Here is a 26,397-nt window from a genome sequence, read left to right on the forward strand (position 1 = left end):
ATGACGGTAAATGAGAAGGTTAAAGATCAAATAAAGCGCTTTCCGATAGTGAAATGGTTGCTGTGTTTGTTGGCATTGGGTTATCTGCTGCATTTTCCTGAGGCCATTGCTCATGGCATTGTCTGGGTGGCGCACACTTTTTATGAAGCCACATCGTTTGTGCTTGAGGAGTTTTTACGGCACACGTTTGGCTTTGATAAGTTTTTGGCGCAATTGACTGTGTTTTATTTCAGTGTCGTGGTGGGGATAGGGGGCATTTTTTTGGTTTGGCGGCCAGCTATTAGGGCGTTGCATAGCCTTAGGGATTACGCGCTCCGCAAGCTCTACGCTTATCAATATCGGCTTGTGTATTACTGGCGCAGTCAGCGGACAGCGCAGAAAATTAAGCTGATACTGATCCATTCCGCCTTAATGATAAGCGGGTTTATGTTTTTGTTGATGTGACACAAGAGGGTTGTTATGGGGATTTTGAGGTTGCCGAATAAGTCTTGTTCGGCCAAGGCGAGGGTTGGGTAACGGCGGTTAGGCGTTAAATGATGGGTTGGATTGGCTTAAGGCTATATGGGTTATAACAAGCAGTGGAACTAAAAATGAAAACGTTAACGAAAGCAATACAAGCAGGAATTACTCCGGCAATGGCATTGGCGTTGTTGCAAGAAGGTAATAAACGCTTTGTCAATAATCTGAAGGTCAACCGTAATTTGCTGCAACAGGCCAATGAAACGTCCGATGGCCAACATCCGTTTGCAGTCATTTTAAGCTGTATAGATTCGCGCACCTCGGTGGAGTTGATTTTTGACCAAGGTTTGGGGGATGTTTTTAGTATCCGTATCGCCGGGAGTATTATTAACGAAGACATCTTAGGCAGTATGGAGTTTGCCTGTAAGGTCGCCGGGGCAAAATTCATTGTCGTGTTAGGCCATACCAAATGTGGGGCGGTTAAAGGCGCGTGTGACCATGTCGAAATGGGCAACCTGACCGCCTTGCTTGCAAAGCTGCAACCTGCCGTTTATGATGAGAAAACCGAAACCGAAAACCGGCACTCAGGGAATGGTGAATTTGTCGAAAAAGTGTCGGTGATTAATGTCAAGCGGACGGTACATGCCGTTTTGGAACGCAGCCCTATATTAAAAGAGATGATTGCCGACGGCACGATTGGCATTGTTGGCGGTACGCATGATATCGCAAGTGGCGCGGTGACTTTTTATGATGATACGTTGCTGGTCAATAACCCGTGATAAGGCTTTCCAGGTGCGATAGCCCGCTTTCTCCTCCTGAACGTTTTGCTGACAATACGCTCGCGGAGGGGCTGGTGGCGGTAGGCTAAAAACGATGCCATGCCGCTACCGAAATTCAAGATGAGATTGGGTAAGTTGGGCAAGTGCTGAATGCCCAACTTACCGCGCGGCGCTTACTTTTAGAAGGTGTCGCTATACAGCAGGGCACCGGACTTGCTGTCGCGGGTTTCGGCGGTTGCCTTGCCTGTGGGCAAGACACCGACAACGGTTAATTCGCTAAAGGTTTTATCCGAGCTGTAAGTGGCGCTCAGCGAACGCGGCTGGTAGGTGCTATTCAGAAAGTTAAACGTTTTTAAGGAAACGTTGTTGTTTTTTGCATCTTTAATTCTGATGGTCAGCCCTGACAGCACCGCTATTTCAGGAACACCGTTGATATTCATGTCGGCGATGACTGCCAAACCAATCGGCGGTGTGGGGGTGGAGTTGGCAAAGGTTAAGGTGCTGATGGTCGTATGGGTTTTGGGGTCACGGATGATGACGGTGTGGTTGTTGGTTTTGTAGTCCAGATAAAGCGCGGCAGTTTCGTCTACACCGTTATTGTTAAGGTCGGGTACGGTGGCGCTGGCAATGTAATCGTTTCCATCCCATTCGCACACATAGCCAGTAGAAGAATAAATTCCTGACCCTATATGACCATCAATATTACTCAATATCCACTTGCTATCACTAACTTTCATGCCGTAATAGTCATAACCATTAACCGTAGTTGGGAAGTTTTTACCAAAGGGTTCGCCCGTCACCCACGACCAAGTAAAGGTGTTTTCGTTGTAAACGGCACCGATAAAGTTGAAATTATAGCCATTACCAGCACCAGAGAGTGATTTGCTGACCAGTTGCGAGTAAACAAAATCAGCTTCTTTATTGTCAACACCGTAATCAGTGCCTGCAAACGTCACCAAATGTGCCTTTAGTGCGCTGCAATTGGCGTTTGCTGTGGATTGTTTGACATTGGCCAAGTCAAAGCGCTGATAATAGTGTCCTGTTACAGGGTTAAATACCTTAAGGGAATCGGCGGCCACAGGCGTTAAACCTTGTAGGGCGGCAGTTACTAATAGGGTATTCGCTATAGATAAACCTAATTTTTTATTTGTCATTGTTTTTATCTCATTGTCGGGATTTAAGAATATACGGCATAAGGCGCATTCAACAGGTGGTTGTTGAATGCGCCTTATGTTATAGCCGCACGACTGAACGGTTGCTGAATAAAAAACAATAAAAGTGCGAAAAAAGTGATCCGGGTTTTATAATATTGCTTTTTTATGCTTATAGCAGCAGATGGTGCGCTTTATGCAATGCCCTGGGTTTTGTTTTTGCTAGGTGGCGATAAATGGGTATCTGGCAAAGTGTTGGTGCACACGGTTATATCGTGCAAAGGCTAAAAGCCATTGCACTCCGTCCGGTGTGGCCTCACTAGTGGGGCGCAAAGGTCTTTAGCCTTTGCCGAGGGGTTTTAAACTCGCGCCTAACGGTTACCAGTCTCTATGCCGCTTAATAAGTGACGGCATTTATTAAGCACCTTAACGCAAGGGCTATTGACGTGCTAACCTGTCCGGCTAGTGTATAATGTCCGGCCAAGACCCGTTTACGCCGCTACGCTGTGCCGAACGGCGGCGGGCGGGGAGACCTGAGGGGCTTAAAAGTACGGTTTTTTGCTAAAAAGAGCCTGATTTTAATAGATTATTCTTTCAATGTTTGACGCTTTTGGCGTTTCCATATATCATTGTGCGGTTATGTTAGCTAGATTACCAGAATACATAGAGCCTTTGCACCTCGCCGATAAGCGCGGCGCTTTAAAAGGCCAGATACCTTTAAAAGACCTGAATCGTTTGGCAGATTTGCTAGTTGACGATACGGGTTCTGTTGCTATTGAGCTTTTTTTCCAACGGGAAGGGCGTTTGGCGACGATTGAAGGGCGTTTGGAAGCGGTGCTGCAACTAAAGTGCCAAAGTTGTTTGGCGGCTTTGCCGTGGCCTGTTAACAGCGAGGTCAAGCTCGGTATCGTCACGTCGATAGCGCAGGCCGACAAGTTGCCTGAAATCTACGAGCCGCTGATGCTGGAAGGCGAGACCATGCCCCTTAAGGAACTGGTCGAAGACGAACTGTTGCTGGCGTTGCCGGCGTTTCCAAAGCACGATTATGCCTGTTTTAAACCCATTGGGTTTGTCGAAGACGCAGCGGCTAACAAAGCAAAATTAATAGGGGATGACGAACCGTCGCCCCGCGAAAATCCTTTTTCCATCTTAGCCAACCTAAAAAATACTGGAGATTTATAATGGCCGTTCAGAAGAGTAAAGTATCACGTTCAAGACGTGGCCAACGCCGTTCACATGATGCTTTGACTAGCCGCGCCCTGTCACAAGACCCTATCACAGGTGAAATGCACTTGCGCCACCACATGACCCCCGATGGCTATTTTAAAGGCCGTCAAATCGTGGGTGCTGTTGAAGAAGATTAAGGCTTTTACAAGCCCTGATGCTATGCCGGGCCTTTGCGGGCCCGGCTTTTTTAATTTCTGGCGGAGTCACTGGACAGCGTGGGCTTAACAATTTCAATTGATGCAATGGGTGGGGATCACGGTCTTTCTGTGACGGTTCCCGCCTCCTTAGATTGCTTGAAAGACAATCCGGACTTAGTGCTGATTTTGGTAGGTGATGAAGCTTTACTTAAGCAACATTTGGCGCAAGCATTAGTTGACTATCAGGGACGGTTGTCTATTCATCATGCCTCGCAATGCGTCGGTATGGACGAGTCCCCGTCTAAGGCGTTAAAAAATAAAAAAGACTCGTCAATGCGGGTCGCCATCAATTTGGTGCGTGACGGCGTTGCCGATGCCTGTGTCAGTGCGGGCAATACCGGCGCCTTAATGGCGACGGCGCGGTTTGTGTTAAAGATGATCCCCGGCGTTGACCGTCCGGCAATCGTTTCGACGTTGCCGTCCATTTATGGGCATACCCATGCCTTGGATTTAGGGGCGAACGTCGATTGCACCGCAGAGCATTTGTTTCAATTTGCGGTGATGGGCAATGAGCTGGTCAAGGCAATTGAACATATTGAACACCCGAAGGTCGGTTTGCTGAATATCGGCGAAGAAGACGTGAAGGGTAACGAACAGGTTAAAGCCGCCGCTAAGTTGCTGGAAAACTCCGGGCTGAATTATATCGGCTATGTCGAGGGCGATTCTTTGACGGCAGGCCATGTTAAAGTGGATTTGATTGTCGCCGACGGTTTTGTCGGCAATGTCGCGCTCAAGTCAATTGAGGGCGCGGCCAAGATGATGGGCACGGCGCTGAAAGAGGCGTTTGCGCAAAATCTGTTTACCCGTCTGGCGGCGGTGGTGGCGTATCCGGTGCTAAAGTCTTTAAAGCAGCGTATCGACCCCCGACGTTACAATGGCGCGAGTTTTTTAGGCTTGCGCGGTTTGGTGATCAAAAGCCACGGCGGCGCGGATGTGCTGGCGTTTAAGACGGCGATTAAGCTGGCGGAAGTTGAAGTGCAAAATGACGTGATAAAAAAAGTCAGTGAACAGATTCAAGTGATTTTAGCGCAGAGGGAGAGTGCATGAGCCGTTATGCAAGGGTGATAGGTACGGGCGGTTATTTGCCTGAAAAAGTGTTGACCAATGCGCAAATATCTCTGATGGTGGACACCTCTGACAGCTGGATACATGAGCGTACCGGCATTAAGAGCCGCCGGATTGCCGCCGACCACGAAAGCGCGTCCAGCATGGCGGAAATCGCCGCACGGCAAGCCATTGACGCGGCGCAGATAGCCCCTGAAGACATCGATTTGATTATTGTCGCGACCGGCACCCCCGACCGCGTCTACCCCAGTACGGGGTGTTTGTTGCAAAAACGCTTGGGCATAAAAAATGGTGTCGCGTTTGATGTGCAGGCCGCCTGTTCGGGGTCTATCTTCGGCATCAGTATTGCCGACCAATATATTAAGTCCGGTGCGGCGCAAACGGTGTTGGTGGTCGGTGCGGAAATTTGTTCGCGCATTGTCGATTGGACTGACCGCAGCACTTGTGTGCTGTTCGGTGACGGTGCGGGCGCGGTGTTGTTGCAGGCTTGTGAAGAGGCGGGGGTGTTGTCCACGCATATCCATTCCGATGGCGAGTTTGACGATTTGTTGTATTGCCCTAACCCGCAAGCGGCGACCGAAGCGGGTAAGGATGAGGCCGGGTATATTGCTATGCGCGGTAATGAGGTCTTTAAAGTGGCGGTGAATACCTTAGGGCGTATCGTTGACGAGACGCTGGAGGCAAACGCGATGGATAAGGCTTCAATAGATTGGTTGGTGCCGCATCAGGCGAATATCCGTATTATTGCGGCCACCGCCAAGAAGCTGAAAATGTCGATGGAGCAGGTGGTGGTGACTTTGGAGACCCAAGGCAACACCTCGTCGGCATCGGTGTTGCTGGCGTTTAATGAGGCGGTGCGTGATGGCCGCATACAACGTGGGCAAGTGGTGTTGCTGGAAGCGTTCGGGGCCGGGTTTACTTGGGGTTCCGCGCTTATCAGATATTAATTAACAATTATAATAATTATAGTTATCAATATGAGCAATCAATCATCTCATTTGGCTTTTGTTTTTCCTGGACAAGGCTCGCAATCGGTCGGTATGTTAGCGGATTTGGCTGCCCACTATCCTAGTGTCAAGCAGACGTTTGCCCGGGCTTCGGATGCTTTAGGTAAGGATTTGTGGCGTATTGTCAGCGAAGACCCGGATAAAGAGCTGGACCAAACCCATAATACCCAGCCGATTATGTTGGCGGCGGGGGTTGCGGCGTGGGAAGTCTGGTGCCAGCATAGCCCGTTGCGTCCGGCTTGGATGGCTGGGCATAGCTTGGGCGAGTACACCGCGCTGGTCTGTGCGGGTGCTTTGCAGTTTGAAGAGGCGATTAAGCTAGTGGCCTTGCGTGGCCGCCTGATGCAGGAAGCCGTACCGGCTGGGGTTGGCGCAATGGCGGCAATCTTAGGTCTGGATGACGACGAGGTGGTGGCGTTGTGCGCCGAAGTGGCGGGTGGTGAAGTGGTTGCCGCCGTGAATTTTAATACCCCTGGGCAAGTGGTTATCGCCGGCCATGCGGCGGCGGTGACGCGGGCGATGGTGGCGGCTAAGGCAAAGGGCGCCAAACGTGCTTTGCCGTTACCTGTGAGTGTGCCTTCGCATTGCGCCCTGATGCAGCCGGCGGCGATTAAGTTGGGTGAGGCTTTGATGGACGTGGCGGTCAGCGTCCCTAATGTCGAGCTTATCCATAATGTCGATATTGAGTCGCACAAGGATGTCGGCGACATTAAGGCCATTTTGGTCGAGCAACTGTACAAGCCCGTCCGTTGGGTAGAAACGGTCAGTTATTTGCAGCAGCAAGAAGTGTCCTGCATTGTCGAATGCGGCCCCGGCAAGGTTTTGCTGGGACTGAACAAGCGCATCGCCAAACATCTTGACCATTTTGCCCTGTATGATGCCGAAACCTTAGAAGAATTGTTGGAAGCACAGGCTTTAGAGGTAAGTTATGACGACTAAGCGCTTGGCCTTAGTGACCGGAGCCAGTCGGGGTATCGGCAAGGCGATTGCCGAGCGTTTGGCGGCGGACGGTTTTTTTGTGGTGGGTACGGCGACAACCGCTAACGGTGCCGAAGCCATCAGCGCTTACTTGGGCGAACTGGGTAAGGGCATGATGCTGAATGTGGCCGATGCCGTTTCTGTTGAGGCGGTACTCAAGGCTATCAGCGACGAATTCGGTACGCCCAGTGTGTTGGTCAACAATGCCGGCATCACCCGCGACAATTTGCTGATGCGCATGAAAGATGAAGAGTGGGACGATATTATCGCTACCAACCTGACATCGGTGTTTCGGATGAGCAAGGCAGTGTTGCGCGGCATGATGAAGGAAAAATATGGGCGTATCATTAACATTTCCTCGGTGGTCGGGGCAACCGGCAATGCCGGGCAAGCCAATTATGCGGCGGCAAAAGCCGGTATGATCGGTTTTGCCAAATCGATGGCGAAAGAAGTCGGTTCGCGTAACATTACCGTCAATACGGTCGCGCCGGGTTTTATTGATACCGATATGACCCGTGAGCTGAACGAGGACATTAAAAACCGGCTGTTGGCGGGTATCCCGTTGGCGCGTTTGGGTAATGCCGAGGAAATCGCCCATGCCGTAGCTTTCTTGGCATCGGCAGGGGCAGGCTACATCACCGGAGAGACGCTCCATGTCAACGGCGGTATGTTTATGCCTTAAAATTGTGACATTGTTGTAATATGAAAGTATAATTTCCCCACCGTCTGGGAATTGCCGGAGACGGGATTTCTAGTAAAACTAATAACAATACTATTGCAAGCAGATTAGAGAAAGTTTGCATTGTTTGAGGATAATAATTATGAGTAACATTGAAGAACGCGTAAAAAAGATTGTTTCTGAGCAGTTGGGCCTGAAAGGAGAGATTGCGACCGACGCTTCGTTTGTGGACGATCTTGGTGCTGATTCTTTGGATACAGTTGAGCTCGTGATGGCGCTTGAAGAAGAATTCGAATGTGAAATTCCTGACGAAGACGCTGAAAAAATCACTACCGTCCAGCAAGCCATCGACTATGTAGAAAAACACGTCTGATGACCGCCTTAGTGGATGGATTTTATGGGTCCATCCACTTGCTATTTCCCCTTCTAATTCCTATCTTGACTTCTTACGGTACATTACATTGAGCAAACGTCGAGTTGTAATAACTGGATTGGGTGCTGTTACCCCTTTGGCTAACACTGTCGCAGCAACATGGGACGGTATCATCAATGGTAAAAGCGGTATCAGTTCGATTGATTCATTTAATATTTCGCCTTTTGCGACCACTATCGGTGGCGTGATCAGAAATTTTGACATTACCCAATACATTGCGGAAAAAGATGCCAAACGCATGGATGGTTTCATCCATTACGGTATTGCCGCAGGCTGTCAAGCGTTCGAGGATTCGGGTATCGAAGTCACTGAGGCCAATGCCGAGCGTATCGGTGTGGCTATCGGGTCGGGCATAGGCGGCATTACCGGTATTGAAGAATGTTACGCGACCTACGATAAAAGTGGCCCGCGGCGCATTTCACCGTTTTTTGTGCCGGGTAACATCATTAATATGATTTCCGGCAACCTGTCGATTAAGTATGGCCTGAAAGGCCCTAACTACGCCATCGTCACCGCTTGTGCCACAGGTACGCATAATATCGGTGATGCGGCGCGTTTGATTATGTACGGCGATGCCGATGTCATGGTCGCGGGCGGTGCTGAGCGTTGCACCACGTCGCCGACGGCGATGGGGGGTTTTGCTTCCGCTAAAGCCATGTCGCGCCGCAATGATGACCCACAAGCCGCAAGCCGCCCTTGGGATAAAGACCGTGACGGTTTTGTCTTAAGTGACGGGGCGGGTGTGGTTGTCCTTGAAGAGTTGGAACACGCTAAGGCGCGGGGCGCGAACATTTATGCCGAGCTGGTCGGTTTTGGCATGAGCGGCGACGCTTACCATATCACCACGCCTTCTGAAGGCGGTGAGGGCGCGGCGCGGTGCATGAGGCTGGCGTTGCGCGATGCGGGCCTTAACGCTGATCAGGTCGATTACATCAACGCGCACGGCACATCAACACCCGCAGGCGATTTGGGTGAGACCCAAGCGATGAAGGCGGCGTTGGGCGATCATGCTTATAAGGTTGCCATCAGTTCCACTAAGTCCATGATCGGGCATCTGTTGGGTGCGGCGGGCGGCATTGAGGCGGTGCTGACGGCATTGAGTATCAGGGATCAAATTGCCCCGCCGACCATTAATATGGAAAATCCAGACCCTGAATGTGATTTGGATTATGTGCCTAACACGGCCAGAAACATGAAGATTGACATTGCCATGTCCAATTCGTTCGGTTTTGGCGGCACGAACGGGACGCTGGTTCTCAAACGTTACGGGTAGCCGCACCGACTGCCATAGATGTATCTTGTCAACGGTAGCCCCAGCACAACGTTTGATGTAGCCGACCGCGGACTCCATTATGGCGACGGTCTATTTGAAACGATTGAAATAGACCGTCGGCAAGCGGTCTTTTTGGCGCAGCATTTGCGGCGGCTGCAAACCGGTTGCCAACGTTTGCGTTTGCCTGTGCCGGATCTGCACTTGCTGGCCGATGAAATCGCCAGCTTGTGCCAGGCCGCCCCCGAACATGGCCAGGCCGTAATTAAAATCATCATTACCCGTGGGGTCGGTGGCCGTGGCTACCGTCAGCCCGAACCCATCCAAAGCAGCCGTATCTTAAGCCTGCACCCCTTCCCAGATTATCCCGACAGCTTCCAAGAGCAGGGCATTGCCGCGCGTTTTTGCCAAACCCGCTTAGGGGTCAGTCCGGCCTTGGCGGGTATCAAGCATTTGAACCGTCTTGAACAAGTTTTGGCGCGGGCCGAATGGTCGGATACCGCTACCCAAGAAGGCTTGTTACTGAATGTCGACGGCCATGTCATTGAGGGGACGATGAGCAACCTTTTTTATGTCAAGGATGGCGTTGTGTACACGGCCTTATTGACCCGCTCAGGCGTGGCGGGGGTGGTGCGCGGTTTGGTGATGGAGTTGTGCCGGCAACAGCCGCTTAAGCTGGTCGAGCATGATTATACGCCAGCGGCTTTATTGGCGGCGGATGAGGTGTTTCTGAGCAATGCCATTATCGGTTTATGGCCAGTCAGGCAAATCGACGGCCACGTTTTTCAAGTCGGTGTGCTGACCCGCCATTTGCAAAGCCAGTTGCGGCACTTAAAAGCCTTGGATAGGGAAGTTGGCCATGCGCTATAAAGTATGGCTTGCCGCCGCTGCACTTATTGCGTGCTTAGGGGTGGGGGTAGGTTGGTCTTATTATGCGGCTTTGACGGATGTGGTGGTCAGCGTTCCCGTTACGGTGGAAGTGGTGAAGGGCGACTCGTTTACCCGCATTATTGAGAAGCTTCAGGCGCAACAAGTCCCCATCAATGGCCTGTGGTTTAAGCTGCTGGCCTTGCCCGGCGACGGGTATAAACGTGTTAAGACGGGCGAGTATGAATTGCCCGCCGGTTTGACCCAGCCGGATATTTTGGCGTTGTTGTTGGCGGGCAAAACCAAGCGCTATGCCATTACCATCCCCGAAGGCTGGAATTTTAGCCAATTGCGCCGAGCCGTCGAGCAAAACCCGCATCTTGAACATACCTTAAATGGCCTGGAACCGGTTGCCTTAATGGCTAAGCTGGGTGCCACCGCCACCCATCCCGAAGGCGCGTTTTTCCCCGACACCTATTTTTTTGAAAAGCATACCAGCGATGTGGCGCTGTTACAGCGTGCCTATCTGAAAATGCAGCAAGTCATTGCCCGCGAATGGCCGCACAAAGCCGAACAATTGCCGTATAAAAATGCCTATGAGGCTTTGATTATGGCATCGATTATCGAAAAAGAAACCGCCGCCGAGCCGGAGCGCCCGCAAATCGCGGGGGTTTTTGTCCGCCGCCTGCAACAGGGTATGCGTTTGCAGACCGATCCGACGGTCATTTATGGTTTGGGTACGGCTTATCAGGGTGACATTACTTATAAAGACTTAAAGACCCTGACACCGTACAATACCTATCTGATAACGGGGTTGCCGCCTACGCCGATAGCCATGCCGGGTTTGGCCGCGATTAAGGCCGCTTTGCACCCGGATACGTCGGCTAGCCTGTATTTTGTCGCGCGGGGCGACGGCACCCATGTGTTTTCGGCAAATTTGGCGGCGCACAATCAGGCGGTTAACCAGTACCAAAGGAAGAGCAAATGATACGCGGTAAATTTATCACGCTGGAGGGGGTCGAAGGGGTTGGCAAAACCACCAATCTGGCGTTTATTAAAGAACATTTAGAAAAGTATAATATCCCGGTCGTGGTCACCCGTGAACCGGGCGGCACCTTGTTGGCGGAAAAAATCCGCCAGTTGCTGTTGGACGCGGACAGCGAGGCTATCAGTGAGCAGGCGGAATTGTTGATGATGTTCGCGGCGCGTGCCCAACACATCAAGCATGTGATAGAGCCCGCTTTGGCGCAAGGCAATTGGGTTATCAGCGACCGTTTCACCGATGCCACGTTTGCCTATCAGGGCGGCGGGCGCTGTATGAAAGTCAGCACCATTGAGTGGCTGGAGCAGTTTGTTCAAGGGCCATTACGGCCTGATTTGACCTTATTGCTCGATGCCCCGATTGAAGTGGGAATGGCGCGGGTTAAAAAGCGGGCGGTGATTGACCGTTTTGAGGCGGAAAAAATGAGTTTTTTTGAACGGGTCCGGCGCGGCTATTTGGTGCAGATGGAGTTGTATCCAGAACGCATCAAGCTGATTAAGGCCAACCAGCCCTTAGTTGAGGTGCAACGGGCCATTAGCGAAGCCTTAAGGGTCTTGTTACGATGAGCCTGTTGCCTTGGCAACAGCAGGACTGGGCGCATCTGCACAGCTATTGTGTCCAGCAACGCATTCCTCAAGCCCTGTTGATTAAAGGGCCGCAAGGTTACGGTAAACTCCGGCTGGCCCAGCAGTTTGCCAAAGCCTTATTATGTGCTGCCCCGCAAACCGATGGTTTGGCGTGTGGCCACTGCCATAGTTGCCTGTTGTTTGCCGCCGCCACCCACCCCGATTTTATTAGCGTCGCGCCGGAAGAGGTGGGCAAGGGCATCACGATTGACGCCATCCGCGCCTTGATTACCCGCCTGAGTTTGAAGCCGCAGTTTGATAAAAGCCGTGTCGTTATCGTCCATCCTGCCGATGCCATGAACCTGAGGGCATTGAACGCGTTCTTGAAATGTCTGGAAGAGCCGACCGAGCGCACCGTGATTTTGCTGGTGACTGACCGTCCCGCGAAATTGCCCGCCACGATAGTCAGCCGTTGCCAAAAGCTGGCGGTCAGCTCCGCCGACCCCGTCTGTGTGGCGGCGTGGTTGGCGCAACAGCAGCCGGAACTGAGCGCCGCCGAGGCCGCGTTGTTACTGGCCTTGGCACAAAACTCCCCGTTGCAAGCCTTGGCGTATGCCCGCCAAGATTATCTGCCGCAACGCAATAGTTGTTTTAAGGCCTGGTTGGCGGTCGCTAGACAACAAGCCCATCCGGTCATCGTCGCGGAACAGTGGCAAGCTTTGCCTGAGCAGCAGTTGCTGTTTTGGTTAAGCTCGTGGGTGATGGATGTCGTCCGCTGCCATTACCTTGCCGAAGCGCGGCAACTGTTTAACCCTGATTTGCAGGCTACCTTGCAAAGTTTGGCAGTCGGTTTGGACTTAAAAAAACTCTACGGTCTCTATGATGTGTTGTTGGCTAGCAGGCAGCGTCTGGATACCCCCATTAACAAACAAAGCTTGTTTGAAGAAATCCTCATCTATTGGTCACAGCTTAATCGGAGTAAATGAACTATGGCAGATTCTGTTGCCGGCAGCACTACCAGTGGCGGTTCGGCGCCCAGGTCAGGGATATTAACTTTGTCTATTAAGGATAAAAAGTCCTTGTATATGGCTTATATGCCGTTTTTGATTAACGGTGGCCTGTTCATCCCCACGAATCGGCCTTATGAAATGGGTCAGGAAGTGTTTATGTTGCTGAACTTAATGGAAGATAACGAAAAAATCCCCGTGCAGGGCAAGGTGGTGTGGAAAACCCCGTCAGGATCGGAAAATTACCGTTCGGCAGGCATCGGCGTACAGTTTACCGAAACGGGCGGCGGCAATGCCCGGCTGAAAATCGAAAGCTATTTGGCAGGGGCTTTAGGGTCTGAGCGGCCTACCCATACGATGTGAGCGGGGGGGGGGCAGGGACGAGATTGGGTAAGTGGCAATCCGTTTCAATGTGACGTATTTACTGGTTAAATGTAAGGATTAGCCTATACTTTGCGGGCAGTGAGGTGCGTGCCAAGCGGTAGCCGGGTACGCGCTTTACTGACGGGCTGTTGATAAAACGGCTTCCATCGACTCTGTGCGGGCAGAGTTATACCCTCCAAGGAAAAAGCAATGACAATCAAAAAAATACATTTTTTATCCGGCATTATCGCCCTGTTGCTAGCGATACCTGGCGCTTATGCCGCCGATACGGCGCAAATCATCACGCCCCCCTCCAGTGTGGACAAGCCTGAAGATGCTGGCTTAAAAGCCCGCACCCATTTTAAATTCTTAGTGCCGCCCGGCGGTTACGCCAAACTCCATGCCGCGATTGCCGCCAACACTGCACCGTTGGGCGGGCCGCCTTATTTGGGCTATGGGTATGAAACGCCCGCTTCTTTGGCCTGTGTTTATAATCGGGTGCCGAGGCTGTATGCCTGTAACCCTAATAAAGTCACTACCGTGGTGACGGGCGGCAGTAAGGCGATTGCCTTGGTCGATGCCTACCATTATCCCAATGCCTTAAGCGATTTGCAGATGTTTTCCACGCAATTCGGTTTGCCTGCGCCTGATCTTGAGGTGGTTTATGCCAGCGGTACGCAACCTAAAACGGATCCGAACGGCTGGGAAGTGGAGGAAGCTTTAGATTTGCAATGGGCGCACGCGATGGCACCGAATGCCAAGCTGTATCTTGTGGAAGCGGCCTCTAATTCTAACAAGGACTTGACGGCGGCGGTCGATGTCGCCAGTGCCTTAGTGGCGGCGGCGGGCGGCGGCCAAGTGTCGATGAGTTATGGCGGCGCCGAGTTTACGAAAGAGGTGAATTTCGAGAGCCATTATACGACACCGAATGTCGTCTATTTTGCCTCCAGCGGCGATGCGGCAGGAACCAGTTACCCCTGTATGTCCGCCAATGTCGTTTGTGTGGGTGGCACGACGCTGCGCCGGGAACCCGCCACGCAAAAACTGACGGGTGAAGTGGCATGGATTGACGGCGGTGGCGGGATTAGCCCCTATATAAAGCGACCCGGTTATCAGGATGCTTTGGCGCCGCTAATCGGCAGCACGCGTGCGGCACCGGATGTGTCTTTGGCGGCTGACCCCATTACGGGGGGCTGGCTGTATTATACAGCCTCTAATAACAGCAAAGCGGGTTGGTTTATTGTCGGCGGCACCAGTTGGTCATCGCCTACCTTAGCGGGTATCGTCAATGCGGCGGGCAGTTTTGAGGCTTCGTCCCAAGCTTTGTTGGCCAAAATTTATGGCGGCACCAGTCCGGTTAGCTTTACCGATATTAGCAAAGGTTGGTGTGGGCCTTATGCGGGCTGGAATGCTGTGGCTGGCTGGGATCCGTGTACAGGCTTGGGTAAGGTCGGGCAATAAGGTTTTTATCCGGTTACGGCTGACGTTAAGGCCTTTCAGGTTTTTACAGCCTGAAAGGCTTGGAATTGTGGCCTGCCGATGGCAGGATTAGTGCCGTTTAAACAGCAGTAAGGTAATGTCATCGGTAAAGGTCTCCCGTTGGCAAAAAGCCTTGAGCGCGTTGAGCAATGCGTCGAGGATGGCTTGTGGGCTTGCCGCCGCGTGTGCGGCCAACACGTCGGCAGCGCGTCGCCAGCCAAAAAATTCGCCTTGGGGATTGTCCGCTTCGGTCAGCCCGTCAGTATAGAGCAGCAGCACGTCACCTTCCGCTATATGTACCGTTTTTTCTTCAAAAACGATAGTCTTGCGTACCCCTAAAATCATCCCATCGGCATCTAAGAGCTCACAGGCCCCGGCATTGGCACGCATCAGCAGCGGTGGTGAATGTCCGGCGTTGGCGTAGCTTAACAGTTGGCTATCTAAGGCATATTGCAGATAAAAGGCGGTGATAAAGTAATCGGCCTTATTCAAGTCATCAAACAGAAACTGGTTCAGCAAACCGAGAATGGCGCCCGGTTGTCCCGAATGCTGGGCCTGGGTACGGATCATGCTCCGCGCTTCGACCATAAATAACGCAGGGCCTATGGAATGCCCGGACACGTCGGCGATCACCATATCCAAATGCCGGTTATTATGGTAAAAATAATCGAAATAATCGCCGCCGACCTTATCGGCGGGCAGGCACAATCCGGTCACGGTAAAATCTGCGGTTGCGATGGGTGCGGAAGGCAATAAGGAGGTTTGGATATATTGGGCGATTTTCAGTTCGTTCTGGGCTATCGCTAAGGTGATTTGCGCCGCCCGGATCTGTTGTTCGGCGGCTTTACGCAGGGAGATGTCACGGATAAAACCGCTAAAGCTATAACGTCCGTCGATGAGTAAGGGCGATACGCTCAGCTCGATAGGAAACTCGGTGCCGTCACGGCGTAACGCGGTCTGTTCGGCCAAGGTGTTGAGCCAAGGGCAGATGCCGGTGTGCAAAAACAGTTTCAGGCCTTGCCGGAACAGGGCGCGTACTGGCGGCGGCACGATTAACGCCACTAAAACCTGCCCGACCGCTTCTTCGGCAGTCCAGCCAAAGGTTTTTTCGGCTTGGCGGTTCCAGTCGGTGATAAGGCCTTCGTCATCCATAATAACGATGGCATTAGTGGAGTTTTCAATAATCAGACGGGTGCGCTGTTCGCTGGCGATCAGCGCGTCTTGGAAATATTTTTTCGCGGTGATGTCGCGGTCAACCCCTCGCCATTTCAGCAATGTGCCGTGGCCGTCGAACAGCGGTAAGCCGGTCGATTCGGTCACAACCCGATGCCCGTCTTTATGGCAGTGTTCGTTAAGCAAATCATAAAAGGGGGTTTGGCGGCTGGCGTTCTGGGCTTGGACGGTGGTGTTCTGGGCGGTCAGAAAGCGCAGGTAGTGCTGGCCGACCACTTCCTCAGGGGTATAGCCCAAAATTTGTTGTACCGCCGCACTGCTGTACAGGTAATAGCCTTCGGGGTTTTGCTCCCATAACCATTCTCCGGTCAATTCCGCCATTTGCCGGAACCGCGCCTCACTATCGCTTAAGGCCGAGGCGATGTCATTGCAATACTGGCCGTTAAGCTGATTTGGCGTTTCGATATGCAGGGCGATAGCCGGGGCAGGGGTGTCGGTACACAAGGCCCCTGCGCTGATTTGTACGGTTAAAGGTTGTCGGTTATGCCGCACGAAGGTAAAGGTGAACGGAGTGGCCGCGGTTATGGCACTTTGCCAAAGGCTAAGCGCGTCGCCATTGCCGCATAGCAGGGTCAGCGGTTGTTGGAGCAGGGCTTCGGGGTGATAGCCTAACAAATCCGCCGCTTCGGCAGTGGCTTGGCGGATAACAGGGGCCGCACCGGGCGGGTATTCGATAATGAGTAGGCAAAACACTGAAATTAACCGCCTCTGCCGTTCATAAAAGACTCCGTGTTTAGAGTGACATAATGTAATTTTAATATAGTGGGTTTATGATGGCTGTAAACCCCCAGCCAGGCAAACAGTGCTTTGGCATGGACAGCGAGAGTCTCCCCTGATAGCTTTGTTATCCTGTGGTTGCCCAAGATGCTGGGTTTGGAGGAGCGATAAACTATTTTGGGATTTTTAAGCCTAACACCCTACATAAGTTCTATAATACCCCAGCTCTCCAGCCTTCGCCTAACCATTGAAATGGAAATGCCAACATGAACGCTTCCCGTTTATTTATCAGGACATCGCTAGCGGTGTTAGCCTTGTTATTAAGCGGCTTTCATTCCCCATCCCGCCATTCTGCCCCGCCGCTAAAAAAACCGCCCGCCGCCGAATTGACCCCGCCGCCACAGCCTATCCTAGCCCCCTTAGATTTGAGTGTGCCTTTTACCGCCGCCCCGGTCGGCAACGATGCCAACGGGCTTGACGATGATGCCGACATACTCAATGATTTTAACGGCCTGTTTGCAGCCAAACCGAAAAAAATCGACGGCCCGCTTCAGTTGCAAGGCGGTTGGATAAACTCGCCCGAACCTGAAGCGGAAAAGCGCAAGTCGGTGGATGGGGCGAGTATTATGATCAATATTAAAGAATGACGGGTTAATCCAGCCAAGCGATGATATGGTCTTCGTAGTCCTCGGAACGCTTCATGCTGGCGGCTTTTTTGGCGTAGGCGGCGGCGCTCATACCCGCCGCCGCGACGCTGGCCGGGGTTCCGGTGATTAAGGGATGCCAATCCGGCAATGGTTTACCTTCGCCTAATAAGCGATAGGCGCAAGTTTTGGGTAGCCAGCGCCCATAAGTGGCAAAATCATGTTGCTGCAAATCCAAGCATTCGGGGACTAATTGGCTGCGTTGTTCATAATGTCGGCAACGGCAGGTCTTAATCACCAGCAAATCGCAGGCGATACGGGTCAGGGCGACTTGCCCGGTGTCTTCGTCCTCCAGCTTATGCAGACAGCATTGGCCGCAGCCGTCGCATAAGGATTCCCATTCGGCGGGGCTCATGTCCGCCAAGCTTTTTTCTTGCCAAAAACTCATCTGTTTGTTGCCTTATAACGCGTCTGTGGTTTGGGGTTGTGCCGCCAGGCCGTCAAGAATAGTCCGAAAATGCGCGTAGTTTTGGATGTTCAGCACGCCGACCTCTTCCATCACGGCGATGTAATGCGCAGCGGCTCTGCCGCCGACAATCAGGGCGACGTTTTCCCCCAATAGGCTGCGCAAGCGTCTGATTTCTTTCGGGATGGTTAGGTCGTCATTATTAAAACTGATGCTTAAGGTCACGGCGCGGGCTTGGGTGAAGTGGACGGCGGCGGCAATTTCCTCGGCGGGCAGGTTGGCTCCCAAATAAGTGACTTGCCAACCTTTCAGTTCGGCGATGATCGCCGCCAGCAAGGCGCCCAGTTCATGCAATTGGCCAATCGGCGTGGTCACGACCATGCGTGGCGCGTTGGCGGCAATAGGGTTATTATTGCGCAAAATATAAGTGAGCGTGCGGATAATTGACGAGGCCATGTGTTCATGCACAGGCCGCAGTTCGCCGACGCGCCAGCGTTCGCCAATTTTGGTCAGTAACGGGGTCAGCAATTGCTCGATAAAAATTTGTGTGCCCAGCTCGACGATCGCATGTTCAAAATGCGCCTCTAAGGCGTTGCTGTCAAACGCCAGTACCGCACTATAGCATTTGTCGACATACTCTTCGGCGAGATAGAGGCGGTCAGTGGGGTTGTCTGATGGCATTGCCAAGCCGAGGTCGCCGACCGCTTCGTCTTTGACCAATTGTTTCAGCTCTTCTAAGGGTAGCCGGGCAATTTGGCTGATGCTATGGCCGTTACTGGTCGCTTGGTTGAGGAGCTTTAAGCGGGCTATATCTTGCGCCGTGTAAACCCGGTGTCCGCCCGGTGTCCGGGTCGGGGTTACTGCCTGATAGCGCCGCTCCCATGCCCTGACGAGATCGGACTTAACCCCCGATCTTTTGGAAACCGTGCTGATTAAATATTGTGCCGAGTCGTCATTAGGATTAATCATAGTTGCTTCTTTGCATCAGATTGATTGTAAATGCCCACATACTAACACAAGCTTTACAAAACCTTGACAAAATTTGAACATTGCGCTGCGGCTAAGGCGGGGCTTAGACGGAAGTCTGGAAGGCTGTTTGGGGTCATGTAGATAGTTTTATTTGGCTGAAGTTTTTGATACGGAAATATGCTATATTTATCATGTAGTTATGTTTTTTGTCCTTTGCCGGAATGGCGGGGTGGCCGTAGCCTCAAAAACACTTTACCTTTATAAGCCGTAGCAGCGGCTATTGTAGACATTTTTCACTAACACAAGGCTATCCGCCATGAGCCAAACACCCCGCAAACTATTATTTATCGATACCGCCATTAACGCGGCTATCTTAACCGTAAATACCGCGCCAAGTTTTGCGACCGGCAACGGCATTTTTATCACCACACCCGCCGATAGGCCCAGCAATAGCCCGAGCGACCAAGAACTTGTGATGGCTGATGGTCAAAGGTTATTGGTCAGTACCCGTGTAAACGCCAACAATAATCTGGATTTTGCCTTGTTGCGTTACCGTAGTGATGGCTTATTGGATAACAGTTTCGGCAACCAAGGCATAGTGGCGACGGCTATTAGCAAAGGTAACGATGTTGCGCATGGCTTGGCGGTGCAAGCGGACGGTAAAATTGTCGTTGTGGGCTGGTGTGATGGGGTTGTTGGTGGCGATGATATTGCTTTGGTGCGTTATAACAGCAACGGCACGTTGGATACCCGTTTTAGTGGTGACGGCAAGCTGACAACGGATTTTCGGGGTTTTACTGACCAAGGCACTAGCGTTGCTTTGCAACAGGACGGCAAAATAGTCGTGGCGGGTTCCAGTAATAATGGCCATGACGATGATTTTGCGCTAGTGCGTTATAACCCTGACGGCTCGTTAGATAGCCATTTTGGCCAGGGCGGCAAGCTGGGTACCGATTTTAGCGGCGGCTCTGATTTCGCCAATCATGTGCAGGTGTTGGCTAATGGTAAGCTAATGGTGCTAGGGAGCAGTGCTAGCACGGTCGGCCAAGGTTTTGACTTTGCCTTAGCGCGTTATAACAGTGACGGTTCGTTAGACAGCAGTTTCAGCGGTGACGGCAAACTGACGACGGACTTGTCCGGGTGGAATGATCAGGCGGTTAATATGGCGGTGCAAGCTGACGGTAAGCTGGTGGTGGTCGGCAGCGTTCAACCGGCAGGCAGCAGCTATACCAACATAGCCATCATCCGTTACAACAGCGATGGTTCGGTGGATGGCCATTTTGGTAGTAACGGCAAGGTGATTACCGATTTAAGCCCTAACGGCAACGATAGTGCCGATTCCGTAACGGTACAGGCGGACGGTAAAATCCTCGTCATAGGGCATAGCAATTATCAGGGCAAACCCAATAGCTTTACGATGCTGCGTTATAACAGTAACGGTACGCTGGATACGGGTTTTGATAGGGTCAATACCCTAGATGGCTATCCCCATTATTTGAATGATGGCGGGATACCGCTTATTAATTTAGATGACCACAGCATCCCCACTTACACTGAAAATTATTCGCCTGTCGCTATGGATGCGGATGTTGATGTGAGTGATACTGAGCTGGATGCCGCCAATAATTATAATGGCGCTTCGGTGACGCTGGTACGCCATGGCGGCGCGAACAGTGACGACCAATTTTTTCTTGGCGGCTATCAGCATCCTTATTTTACCGTAAATAGCGTGGTTTTTAATAATGTTGCCGTTGCCAGTTACACGCAATCCGCTGGCCGTCTGAGCATCTATTTTAATGCCCATGCCACGGCCAATAGTGTCGATAGGGTTTTACAGACCCTTTCCTACCGCAATGTTTCCGATACCCCGCCCTCGTCGGTGCAAATCGACTGGATATTTAACGACGGCAATACCGGGGCGCAAGGGACGGGCGGGGCATTGACGGTGTTAGGCGCGACTACGGTTAAGATTGTCGCGACCAATGACGCGCCAGTCTTGGTAATGCCCCCCGGCATTTATTATACCGATACGGCTTTTGATGATAGTTTTGCTACGATCACAGGGACGTTAAGTGCCAGTGATGTGGACAATACCGTGTTAACCTACGGCATTATCGGTGGGGTCGCTAATGGCAACGGCACTATCAGTAAAGCTGGCGCGTATGGCTTGCTGACGGTGACGAAGGCGACGGGAGCCTATAGCTTTGTCGCCAATGATGCCGCGCTGGAAGCGTTGACGGTGAATGCGGCACTTGATTTTACCGTGAGCGTGTCGGATGGCTCTTTAGTGACCAGCAAGACCTTAACGGTGAACGTCAGCCAAGATGGCATTACGGAATCGAACGGCAATGATAACTTGCTGGGTACGTCAGGTAATGACAAATTTAATGGCTTGGCGGGGGCGGATACCATGACCGGGGGCTTAGGCAATGATACTTATACCGTCGATAATATCGGCGATAAAGTGGTTGAAACCTCGGTGCTGGTGACGGAGATAGATAGGGTTAATAGCTCGGTGGATTACACCTTGCCCGTTAATGTGGAGATTCTTGTCCTCATCGGGGCGGCGCTGACTGGCGCAGGTAATGCCGCCCCGAATGTCCTGATCGGCAATGCCGCTAATAATACCTTGTCCGGCGGGGCGGGCAATGATGCCATTAATGGTGGTTTAGGTAGCGACAGGTTAACGGGCGGGGCAGGGCAAGACAGGTTCATTTTTAACACTGCACCGACAGTGGGCGGTATCGACACTATCACCGATTTTGTTGTCGCTGACGATACGGTGCAATTAGACAAGGCCATTTTTACCAAGCTGACCACAACGGGCTGGTTGGACAGTGGCTATTTTAAGATTGGCACAGCGGCGGCGGATGCTAATGATTTTATTATCTATCATCAGGCGACTGGCGGGTTGTTTTATGATGCCGACGGCAACGGCGCGGGCGCGGCGGTGCAGATTGCTAACGTGGGCAGTAACCTAGTGCTGACAAATGCTGATTTTTGGGTGGTTTAAGTCTTGTCGCCTAAGGGTATACATTCGGTGAACGGGTAAGGTAATTCGCTAGGCAGCATCGCCTGCGCCTTTGCCACTTCGCCCTGTTGAACCAAAGCGAAAATCGCCTGGGCTTGTGGGGTGATGTCGGTTATGTTTTGTAGCCATTGGTTTACATACAAATCAACGGCGATGCCGCCTAAACCGATTTGGATGCTGCGGTGGGGCAGGGGGTTGAGTTGTAAATCCCGCTCTGGATCCCATTGGATACGGACGGGCTTGGCCTGCTTTAAGTGTTGCCATGTTTCTTGGTTTAGGGGCTGGTCAGGGTGGCTAGGGCAACTGTTTGCTAGGGCCCAAGCAAAACCTGCCCGGCTGATGTCAATGGCTAAAATACGCGCTTGGCTCGGATCTTTAAAGCCCCAGCCAGCCCGGTACATCATCCATAGAAAAGAGGGCTTAATCCACGTCATGCGGGTCATTTTAAAAGGCGGCGCAAAAGTGCCTTGTGCTAATGCGGCATCGGCGATGCTGTCGGAATACGCCTGATAGACGCGGATGGTCTGTTCGTCATAGACGGCGCGGATTTGCCGGAGCGGGATTGCAGGGATAAGCTTTAAGCCGTTGTCGGTTTGCAATGTCTCTGTTAAGGTCATCGGTTGCCCATTATCTATGCCTAGGTTTACACTATTTACTATTTGCGCTTAGTCTACCCTGGGTATTTACAATTTAACAAGCCACCTAATTGAATATGGATAAATTATTGACTGAAATGAGTAAGTTTTTAAGCTATGTCTTGCGCCACGAACCGCAGGCTATTGGCTTGGTTTTGGATAGCGAAGGCTGGGGGACTATTGCCGATTTGCTGGCCGGGGCCCGCCAAACAGGCCGGGTGCTAGACGAAGCTCTGATCAAGCGGGTGGTGGAGGGCAATAATAAACAGCGTTTTGCCATTTCGGCAGACGGTTTACGGATTCGTGCGGTGCAGGGGCATTCGGCGGCAAGCGTCGCAATGGCTTATCCTGAACAAATCCCGCCGGAGTGGCTTTTTCATGGCACGGCGACGCGTTTTTTACCGTCAATTCTCGCGCAGGGTTTGTTGCCTGGGCAACGCCATCATGTGCATTTGTCGTCTGATGTCGCGACGGCAACGGCGGTTGGCCAGCGTCATGGTCAGCCTGTGGTGTTAAGGATTGCCGCCTTGGCTATGCACCAGCAAGGTTTTAAGTTTTGGTTAGCTGAGAACGGGGTTTGGTTGAGCGGCCCGATACCGCCGATGTTTTTGGCGGCGGTTTCGGAGGGAAAGGGCTAGTGGGTCTGAATTTTATCCGCTTCTCTTTTGCCATTCTTTAAGCCGATGTCTGCAAGGGCAGGGATATTGTCTTTAAGTTGATTCCAAGAAGGCTCAACCCTCAATGAGGCGGTTTTCTCTTTAGGGGGCCAAGATGCCCGCGCTCTAAAGCTTGTTGCTGTGTCGCTTAATGCCCTTTGCCCTGATAAGTCACTTTATAAATCAAACCGTTTTTATCGTCGCTAATCAGCAAGCTGCCGTCGGGTAGGGTGAGGATGTCGACGGGGCGGCCTGAGACGGTGCCGTCTTTGTCTAGCCAGCCGCTGATAAAGTCCTCTTCGGCGATGGGTTGGCCGTCTGCGCCGAATTTCACCAGTACGACGCGGTAGCCTTGTGGGTCGGTGCGGTTCCATGAGCCGTGTTGGGCGACGAACAGTTGGTTGTTATAGCTGGCCGGAAATTGTCCGCCTGTATAAAAGCGCATCCCTAGCGGGGCGATGTGGGCAGCGTATTTCCATACGGGTGGGGTAAAGTCGGCGCAGTGTTTGCCGGCGGCGAATTCCGGGTCGGGGATGTCGCCGCCGTGGCAGTACGGATAGCCAAAATGCTCGCCTGCGTGGCTCCAGCGGTTGAGTTCGTCGGGTGGTGCGTCGTCGCCGAGGTAGTCGCGGCCATTGTCGTTAAAATACAGGGCGTGAGTTTGTGGTTGCCAGTCGAAGCCGACGGTGTTGCGGATGCCCCGCGCGAGGATTTCCAAGCCGCTGCCGTCGGCGTTTAACCGGACTAGAGAGGTGTAAATGTCTTGGTCTGGGTTGCAGATATTGCACGGCGCACCGACGGCGGTATAGAGTTTGCCGTCTGGGCCAAAGCGCAGGTATTTCCAGCCGTGGTGTTTGTCGCTGGGGAATTGGTCATAGACCACGACCGGGGCGGGCGGACGGTCTAGGCGTGTGGTGATGGCATCGTAGCGGAGAATGCGGTTGATGGCGGCGACATACAGCGCCCCGTCTTTATAGGCCACGCCGTTGGGCATGGTCAGGTCGCTGGCGATGAGTTGGTGCGGTTCGGCTTTGCCGTTGCGGTCGGCGACGGCGTAGACTTTGCCTTCGCGGCCTGTGCCGACATAGATTACGCCTTGATCGCCCAAGGCCAGGCTTCTGGCATTCGGCAAGCCGTCGGCATAGACGGAGACGCTAAAGCCTGCCGGAACGTGCAGTTTAGCCAATACGTCTTGATGGTCGTCAGCCGCCGATACGGCTAAGGCCGTGCCGGAACATAAGGCCGCCAATAGTTTTTTGCTACGATGTGCTTGCATAATGATACCCTCCCGATAAACTTTTTCTTGTTATTTGCAGTCTGTTAAGCCATTGAATTTAGCGATTCAATCCCTATATCGTCAATAATATACTCCACCTATTAAAAGGCACTATTTATGATGCGGCTTTTTCTGTTTTTAGCAACGAATGCGGCGATATTACTGGTCGTCAGCTTGATTTTCAATATATTTGGCCTGCAAGGTGCGCTGGATGCCCAAGGGGTGCACCTTAACCTGCAAGGCTTATTGCTGATGTCTGCCGTGATCGGCATGACCGGCTCGTTTATTTCCTTGGCGACGTCAAAATGGTCGGCCAAACGTGCGATGGGCGTTTTTGTGATAGAAGCCCCCAGTAACGGCACTGAGCAATGGCTGTTGGACACTGTGCGTAGCCAAGCGGCGGCGGCGGGCATCGGGATGCCGGAAGTGGGCATTTTTGATGCTGCCGAACCCAATGCCTTCGCTACGGGCATGAGCCGTGACAGTGCGTTGGTCGCGGTCAGCACGGGCCTGCTGCACAATATGGATCAGGATGAGGTGGCGGCGGTCATCGGCCACGAACTGACCCATGTTGCTAACGGCGATATGGTGACTATGGCCTTAATGCAGGGTGTGGTCAATACCTTTGTGTACTTTTTTGCCACGGTGATCGGCTATGTCGTTGACCGCGCGGTGTTTAAGACCGAGCGCGGCTATGGCCCGGCTTATTACGTCACCCAAATGGTGGCGCAACTGGCTTTAGGGGTGTTGGCTTCTATTTTGGTGATGTGGTTCTCGCGCCGCCGCGAATTCCGCGCCGATGCGGGCGGGGCGCGGTTGGCGGGAACCCATAAGATGATTGCCGCCCTGCAAGCGTTGCAACGCGCCCACGAAGCGCCCGCTTTGCCTGAACAATTGGCGGCGTTTGGTATTACTGGCGGCGGTTTCAGCCGTTTGTTTATGAGCCACCCGCCTTTGGAAGAGCGTATCGCCGCTTTGCGCAATGGTCAATAACGCTAAAATAAACAGATCCGGGACTAGAAGCGGATCTGTTTAAATAAATGAAAAAACAACAAATTGCAATGGAACTCGTCTCCCTCCCCTGATGGGGAGGGTGGGGTGGGGAGAATCTAAACAAGGTTTGTTCAAGCTCGAATGCCTGAAGATAAAACATAAAACCAATCATTTCGCTATGCGGGCCAAGCTGTTCGTCAAGGCCAACCAAATGGCTTATGAAGAGTTGCAAAAACTAAGGGCTGCGTAACATCAGCTCATAAATAAAATAGGCTTGCGCCGTGCCGTCCAGTCCCGTAATCGTTGCGCTGCGTTGTGTGTAATCGGCCAACGTCTCAAAGCCGTTGGTATCGGTGATCGAGCTTAACGCCCCATAAGCCGCCGGATAAGCGAAATAGAACACCTCGCCGCTAGGGCTGGTGGTGACGGCCTTGCTGGGGGCTTGGGCAATAATGGCCTTGGTCAAACCCGCCACCTGCACCGCCGTCAAACCCGCCGCCCCCACACCAAAATAATAGGGATAAACAAAACGGTAACTGACCGCGTTACTGCTAACCGTGGTCGTGCCGTCGCTGACTACCGAGGTATAGGTTACGGTATCGCTAAAGCCGCCATTATCAGTCATCGTTTCCGTACCGCCTTGGGCTTGCGGCGCGGCGACCGCACCCAGCAACACCCCATCACGGTAAAATGCCACCGCACTGATTGCGTCAGAACGCCTGAGCGTCACTGCCGCCAACGCCACCGCCCCGACCGGGTCGCCTTTCTCGCGGAGACTAGGCGCGGGGCTGGCGGTTAAGGCAATAGTGGGCGGCGTATAAGTCAGCGCCATCAACGCATCCACCGACGCTTGCAAGCTGGCAGTGTCGAGGTATTGGCCTAAGGTCGCGGAAAAACCGCTATGGCCATGCCCCGCCACCGCCCCCACCGTCGTGCGTTTAGTCGTGCCTTCGCTGCTGTCGGTAAGGTCGGCGGGATCGAGGATCAGAAAAATATCCCCGGCATCGGGGCTGGGTTTGCTGGGGTAGGATTGGTATTGTGGCATGGGAGTCGCTCGTAGGTTGTCGCGTCGTGCAAATCGTGTAGGTCGGGCAAGCGGTTCTGCCCGACAGACCAGCATGAATTAACGGCCAGCCCTGCTTAAGGCTAGCGGGTCATAAGCCGATAATTGGGCGTTCAACAGATAGGTCGGTCGGGCAACAAAAAGC

27 protein-coding genes and 1 pseudogene are annotated in these 26,397 nt (G+C 52.5%); 21 read left to right on the plus strand and 7 right to left on the minus strand.

What is annotated here, in order from left to right; translation table 11 throughout:
* Positions 1-444 carry a hypothetical protein gene (locus tag CEK71_RS17130; RefSeq protein ID WP_088620519.1) on the plus strand — a complete coding sequence of 148 codons (444 nt, stop codon included), beginning with the start codon at positions 1-3 and terminating at the stop codon, positions 442-444.
* Positions 445-590: 146 nt separating this feature from the next.
* Positions 591-1,238, plus strand: coding sequence for a carbonic anhydrase family protein (locus CEK71_RS17135; protein WP_088620520.1), 648 nt, complete (start codon positions 591-593; stop codon positions 1,236-1,238).
* A gap of 179 nt (positions 1,239-1,417) precedes the next feature.
* Here CEK71_RS17135 and CEK71_RS17140 read toward each other — a convergent pair whose 3' ends face one another.
* Complete coding sequence (locus CEK71_RS17140) at positions 1,418-2,392, minus strand: C-type lectin domain-containing protein (protein WP_088620521.1); 975 nt, start codon at positions 2,390-2,392, stop codon at positions 1,418-1,420.
* 636 nt (positions 2,393-3,028) lie between these two features.
* On the opposite strand from CEK71_RS17140, the gene CEK71_RS17145 reads away from it, so the two are divergent.
* The 14 genes from CEK71_RS17145 to CEK71_RS17210 all read left to right on the plus strand — a co-directional run bounded on the left by CEK71_RS17145 (position 3,029) and on the right by CEK71_RS17210 (position 14,551).
* Positions 3,029-3,571, plus strand: coding sequence for a YceD family protein (locus tag CEK71_RS17145; protein WP_170065086.1), 543 nt, complete (start codon positions 3,029-3,031; stop codon positions 3,569-3,571).
* A complete protein-coding gene (gene rpmF / locus CEK71_RS17150) occupies positions 3,571-3,753 on the plus strand; it encodes a 50S ribosomal protein L32 (RefSeq protein ID WP_088620523.1) in 183 nt (60 codons plus the stop codon). The genes CEK71_RS17145 and rpmF overlap by 1 nt, the downstream gene beginning before the upstream one ends.
* A 78-nt stretch (positions 3,754-3,831) precedes the next feature.
* Complete coding sequence (gene plsX / locus CEK71_RS17155; protein ID WP_088620524.1) at positions 3,832-4,860, plus strand: phosphate acyltransferase PlsX; 1,029 nt, start codon at positions 3,832-3,834, stop codon at positions 4,858-4,860.
* Positions 4,857-5,825 carry a beta-ketoacyl-ACP synthase III gene (locus CEK71_RS17160; RefSeq protein WP_088620525.1) on the plus strand — a complete coding sequence of 323 codons (969 nt, stop codon included), beginning with the start codon at positions 4,857-4,859 and terminating at the stop codon, positions 5,823-5,825. The genes plsX and CEK71_RS17160 overlap by 4 nt, the downstream gene beginning before the upstream one ends.
* A gap of 30 nt (positions 5,826-5,855) precedes the next feature.
* Entirely contained in the window at positions 5,856-6,824 is a 969-nt protein-coding gene (gene fabD, locus CEK71_RS17165; RefSeq protein WP_088620526.1) for an ACP S-malonyltransferase, read from the plus strand.
* Positions 6,814-7,545, plus strand: coding sequence for a 3-oxoacyl-ACP reductase FabG (gene fabG / locus CEK71_RS17170; protein ID WP_088620527.1), 732 nt, complete (start codon positions 6,814-6,816; stop codon positions 7,543-7,545). Before fabD ends, fabG begins: the two co-directional genes overlap by 11 nt.
* A 139-nt stretch (positions 7,546-7,684) precedes the next feature.
* Positions 7,685-7,915: an acyl carrier protein gene (acpP, locus tag CEK71_RS17175; RefSeq protein WP_088620528.1), complete on the plus strand. Its 231-nt coding sequence runs from the start codon at positions 7,685-7,687 to the stop codon at positions 7,913-7,915.
* A gap of 88 nt (positions 7,916-8,003) precedes the next feature.
* On the plus strand, positions 8,004-9,248 hold the full coding sequence (gene fabF / locus CEK71_RS17180) for a beta-ketoacyl-ACP synthase II (protein WP_088620529.1): 1,245 nt from the start codon (positions 8,004-8,006) through the stop codon (positions 9,246-9,248).
* Between the two features lie 18 nt (positions 9,249-9,266).
* Positions 9,267-10,115: an aminodeoxychorismate lyase gene (gene pabC, locus CEK71_RS17185; protein ID WP_088620530.1), complete on the plus strand. Its 849-nt coding sequence runs from the start codon at positions 9,267-9,269 to the stop codon at positions 10,113-10,115.
* Positions 10,105-11,100: an endolytic transglycosylase MltG gene (gene mltG, locus CEK71_RS17190; protein WP_088620531.1), complete on the plus strand. Its 996-nt coding sequence runs from the start codon at positions 10,105-10,107 to the stop codon at positions 11,098-11,100. The genes pabC and mltG overlap by 11 nt, the downstream gene beginning before the upstream one ends.
* On the plus strand, positions 11,097-11,720 hold the full coding sequence (gene tmk, locus CEK71_RS17195; RefSeq protein ID WP_088620532.1) for a dTMP kinase: 624 nt from the start codon (positions 11,097-11,099) through the stop codon (positions 11,718-11,720). Before mltG ends, tmk begins: the two co-directional genes overlap by 4 nt.
* Positions 11,717-12,706 (plus strand): DNA polymerase III subunit delta', encoded by a 990-nt coding sequence (locus tag CEK71_RS17200; protein ID WP_088620533.1) that lies wholly within the window; start codon positions 11,717-11,719, stop codon positions 12,704-12,706. The genes tmk and CEK71_RS17200 overlap by 4 nt, the downstream gene beginning before the upstream one ends.
* 3 nt (positions 12,707-12,709) lie before the next feature.
* Positions 12,710-13,090 (plus strand): PilZ domain-containing protein, encoded by a 381-nt coding sequence (locus CEK71_RS17205; protein ID WP_088620534.1) that lies wholly within the window; start codon positions 12,710-12,712, stop codon positions 13,088-13,090.
* A gap of 210 nt (positions 13,091-13,300) precedes the next feature.
* Positions 13,301-14,551 carry a S53 family peptidase gene (locus CEK71_RS17210; protein WP_088620535.1) on the plus strand — a complete coding sequence of 417 codons (1,251 nt, stop codon included), beginning with the start codon at positions 13,301-13,303 and terminating at the stop codon, positions 14,549-14,551.
* A gap of 87 nt (positions 14,552-14,638) precedes the next feature.
* Here the strand turns inward: CEK71_RS17210 and CEK71_RS17215 are convergent, their stop codons facing one another.
* Positions 14,639-16,495 carry a SpoIIE family protein phosphatase gene (locus CEK71_RS17215; RefSeq protein WP_088620536.1) on the minus strand — a complete coding sequence of 619 codons (1,857 nt, stop codon included), beginning with the start codon at positions 16,493-16,495 and terminating at the stop codon, positions 14,639-14,641.
* Positions 16,496-16,785: 290 nt separating this feature from the next.
* On the opposite strand from CEK71_RS17215, the gene CEK71_RS17220 reads away from it, so the two are divergent.
* The gene (locus CEK71_RS17220; RefSeq protein ID WP_088620537.1) at positions 16,786-17,166 is read left to right on the plus strand and encodes a hypothetical protein; all 381 of its coding nucleotides are present in this window, start codon (positions 16,786-16,788) and stop codon (positions 17,164-17,166) included.
* Between the two features lie 4 nt (positions 17,167-17,170).
* Here CEK71_RS17220 and CEK71_RS17225 read toward each other — a convergent pair whose 3' ends face one another.
* Positions 17,171-17,611, minus strand: coding sequence for a YcgN family cysteine cluster protein (locus CEK71_RS17225; protein ID WP_088620538.1), 441 nt, complete (start codon positions 17,609-17,611; stop codon positions 17,171-17,173).
* 12 nt (positions 17,612-17,623) lie between these two features.
* Positions 17,624-18,598 (minus strand): MerR family transcriptional regulator, encoded by a 975-nt coding sequence (locus CEK71_RS17230; protein WP_088620539.1) that lies wholly within the window; start codon positions 18,596-18,598, stop codon positions 17,624-17,626.
* A gap of 316 nt (positions 18,599-18,914) precedes the next feature.
* On the opposite strand from CEK71_RS17230, the gene CEK71_RS17235 reads away from it, so the two are divergent.
* Entirely contained in the window at positions 18,915-21,611 is a 2,697-nt protein-coding gene (locus CEK71_RS17235; protein WP_088620540.1) for a hypothetical protein, read from the plus strand.
* Here the strand turns inward: CEK71_RS17235 and CEK71_RS17240 are convergent.
* Positions 21,608-22,246, minus strand: coding sequence for a DUF4291 domain-containing protein (locus CEK71_RS17240; protein ID WP_088620541.1), 639 nt, complete (start codon positions 22,244-22,246; stop codon positions 21,608-21,610). The two genes, CEK71_RS17235 and CEK71_RS17240, sit on opposite strands and share 4 nt — an antisense overlap.
* A gap of 95 nt (positions 22,247-22,341) precedes the next feature.
* Between CEK71_RS17240 and CEK71_RS17245 the strand changes: the two genes are divergently transcribed.
* The gene (locus CEK71_RS17245) at positions 22,342-22,902 is read left to right on the plus strand and encodes an RNA 2'-phosphotransferase (RefSeq protein WP_088620542.1); all 561 of its coding nucleotides are present in this window, start codon (positions 22,342-22,344) and stop codon (positions 22,900-22,902) included.
* Between the two features lie 166 nt (positions 22,903-23,068).
* Here the strand turns inward: CEK71_RS17245 and CEK71_RS17250 are convergent, their stop codons facing one another.
* Positions 23,069-24,196 carry a PQQ-dependent sugar dehydrogenase gene (locus tag CEK71_RS17250; protein ID WP_088620543.1) on the minus strand — a complete coding sequence of 376 codons (1,128 nt, stop codon included), beginning with the start codon at positions 24,194-24,196 and terminating at the stop codon, positions 23,069-23,071.
* A 117-nt stretch (positions 24,197-24,313) separates the two neighbouring features.
* Here CEK71_RS17250 and htpX point away from each other — a divergent pair, with 117 nt between their 5' ends.
* A complete protein-coding gene (gene htpX / locus CEK71_RS17255) occupies positions 24,314-25,189 on the plus strand; it encodes a protease HtpX (RefSeq protein WP_198328284.1) in 876 nt (291 codons plus the stop codon).
* Positions 25,190-25,316: 127 nt separating this feature from the next.
* A pseudogene (locus CEK71_RS24330) lies at positions 25,317-25,439 on the plus strand (IS701 family transposase); the annotation flags it as partial.
* Here the strand turns inward: CEK71_RS24330 and CEK71_RS17260 are convergent.
* Positions 25,425-26,234 (minus strand): hypothetical protein, encoded by an 810-nt coding sequence (locus CEK71_RS17260; RefSeq protein ID WP_088620544.1) that lies wholly within the window; start codon positions 26,232-26,234, stop codon positions 25,425-25,427. The pseudogene CEK71_RS24330 and the gene CEK71_RS17260 overlap by 15 nt on opposite strands.
* Positions 26,235-26,397 lie beyond the last annotated feature (163 nt).

Origin of the sequence: Methylovulum psychrotolerans (assembly GCF_002209385.1) — a bacterium.
GTDB lineage: Bacteria > Pseudomonadota > Gammaproteobacteria > Methylococcales > Methylomonadaceae > Methylovulum > Methylovulum psychrotolerans.

Excerpts from the sequence above, each read along its gene's own strand:
- CEK71_RS17130 (WP_088620519.1), top strand. The coding sequence starts at position 1 with ATGACGGTAAATGAGAAGGTTAAAGATCAAATAAAGCGCTTTCCGATA.
- CEK71_RS17135 (WP_088620520.1), top strand. The coding sequence starts at position 591 with ATGAAAACGTTAACGAAAGCAATACAAGCAGGAATTACTCCGGCAATG.
- CEK71_RS17140 (WP_088620521.1), bottom strand. The coding sequence starts at position 2,392 with ATGACAAATAAAAAATTAGGTTTATCTATAGCGAATACCCTATTAGTA.
- CEK71_RS17145 (WP_170065086.1), top strand. The coding sequence starts at position 3,029 with ATGTTAGCTAGATTACCAGAATACATAGAGCCTTTGCACCTCGCCGAT.
- rpmF (WP_088620523.1), top strand. The coding sequence starts at position 3,571 with ATGGCCGTTCAGAAGAGTAAAGTATCACGTTCAAGACGTGGCCAACGC.
- CEK71_RS17160 (WP_088620525.1), top strand. The coding sequence starts at position 4,857 with ATGAGCCGTTATGCAAGGGTGATAGGTACGGGCGGTTATTTGCCTGAA.
- fabD (WP_088620526.1), top strand. The coding sequence starts at position 5,856 with ATGAGCAATCAATCATCTCATTTGGCTTTTGTTTTTCCTGGACAAGGC.
- fabG (WP_088620527.1), top strand. The coding sequence starts at position 6,814 with ATGACGACTAAGCGCTTGGCCTTAGTGACCGGAGCCAGTCGGGGTATC.
- acpP (WP_088620528.1), top strand. The coding sequence starts at position 7,685 with ATGAGTAACATTGAAGAACGCGTAAAAAAGATTGTTTCTGAGCAGTTG.
- pabC (WP_088620530.1), top strand. The coding sequence starts at position 9,267 with ATGTATCTTGTCAACGGTAGCCCCAGCACAACGTTTGATGTAGCCGAC.
- mltG (WP_088620531.1), top strand. The coding sequence starts at position 10,105 with ATGCGCTATAAAGTATGGCTTGCCGCCGCTGCACTTATTGCGTGCTTA.
- tmk (WP_088620532.1), top strand. The coding sequence starts at position 11,097 with ATGATACGCGGTAAATTTATCACGCTGGAGGGGGTCGAAGGGGTTGGC.
- CEK71_RS17200 (WP_088620533.1), top strand. The coding sequence starts at position 11,717 with ATGAGCCTGTTGCCTTGGCAACAGCAGGACTGGGCGCATCTGCACAGC.
- CEK71_RS17205 (WP_088620534.1), top strand. The coding sequence starts at position 12,710 with ATGGCAGATTCTGTTGCCGGCAGCACTACCAGTGGCGGTTCGGCGCCC.
- CEK71_RS17210 (WP_088620535.1), top strand. The coding sequence starts at position 13,301 with ATGACAATCAAAAAAATACATTTTTTATCCGGCATTATCGCCCTGTTG.
- CEK71_RS17220 (WP_088620537.1), top strand. The coding sequence starts at position 16,786 with ATGAACGCTTCCCGTTTATTTATCAGGACATCGCTAGCGGTGTTAGCC.
- CEK71_RS17225 (WP_088620538.1), bottom strand. The coding sequence starts at position 17,611 with ATGAGTTTTTGGCAAGAAAAAAGCTTGGCGGACATGAGCCCCGCCGAA.
- CEK71_RS17230 (WP_088620539.1), bottom strand. The coding sequence starts at position 18,598 with ATGATTAATCCTAATGACGACTCGGCACAATATTTAATCAGCACGGTT.
- CEK71_RS17235 (WP_088620540.1), top strand. The coding sequence starts at position 18,915 with ATGAGCCAAACACCCCGCAAACTATTATTTATCGATACCGCCATTAAC.
- CEK71_RS17240 (WP_088620541.1), bottom strand. The coding sequence starts at position 22,246 with ATGACCTTAACAGAGACATTGCAAACCGACAACGGCTTAAAGCTTATC.
- CEK71_RS17245 (WP_088620542.1), top strand. The coding sequence starts at position 22,342 with ATGGATAAATTATTGACTGAAATGAGTAAGTTTTTAAGCTATGTCTTG.
- CEK71_RS17250 (WP_088620543.1), bottom strand. The coding sequence starts at position 24,196 with ATGCAAGCACATCGTAGCAAAAAACTATTGGCGGCCTTATGTTCCGGC.
- htpX (WP_198328284.1), top strand. The coding sequence starts at position 24,314 with ATGATGCGGCTTTTTCTGTTTTTAGCAACGAATGCGGCGATATTACTG.
- CEK71_RS17260 (WP_088620544.1), bottom strand. The coding sequence starts at position 26,234 with ATGCCACAATACCAATCCTACCCCAGCAAACCCAGCCCCGATGCCGGG.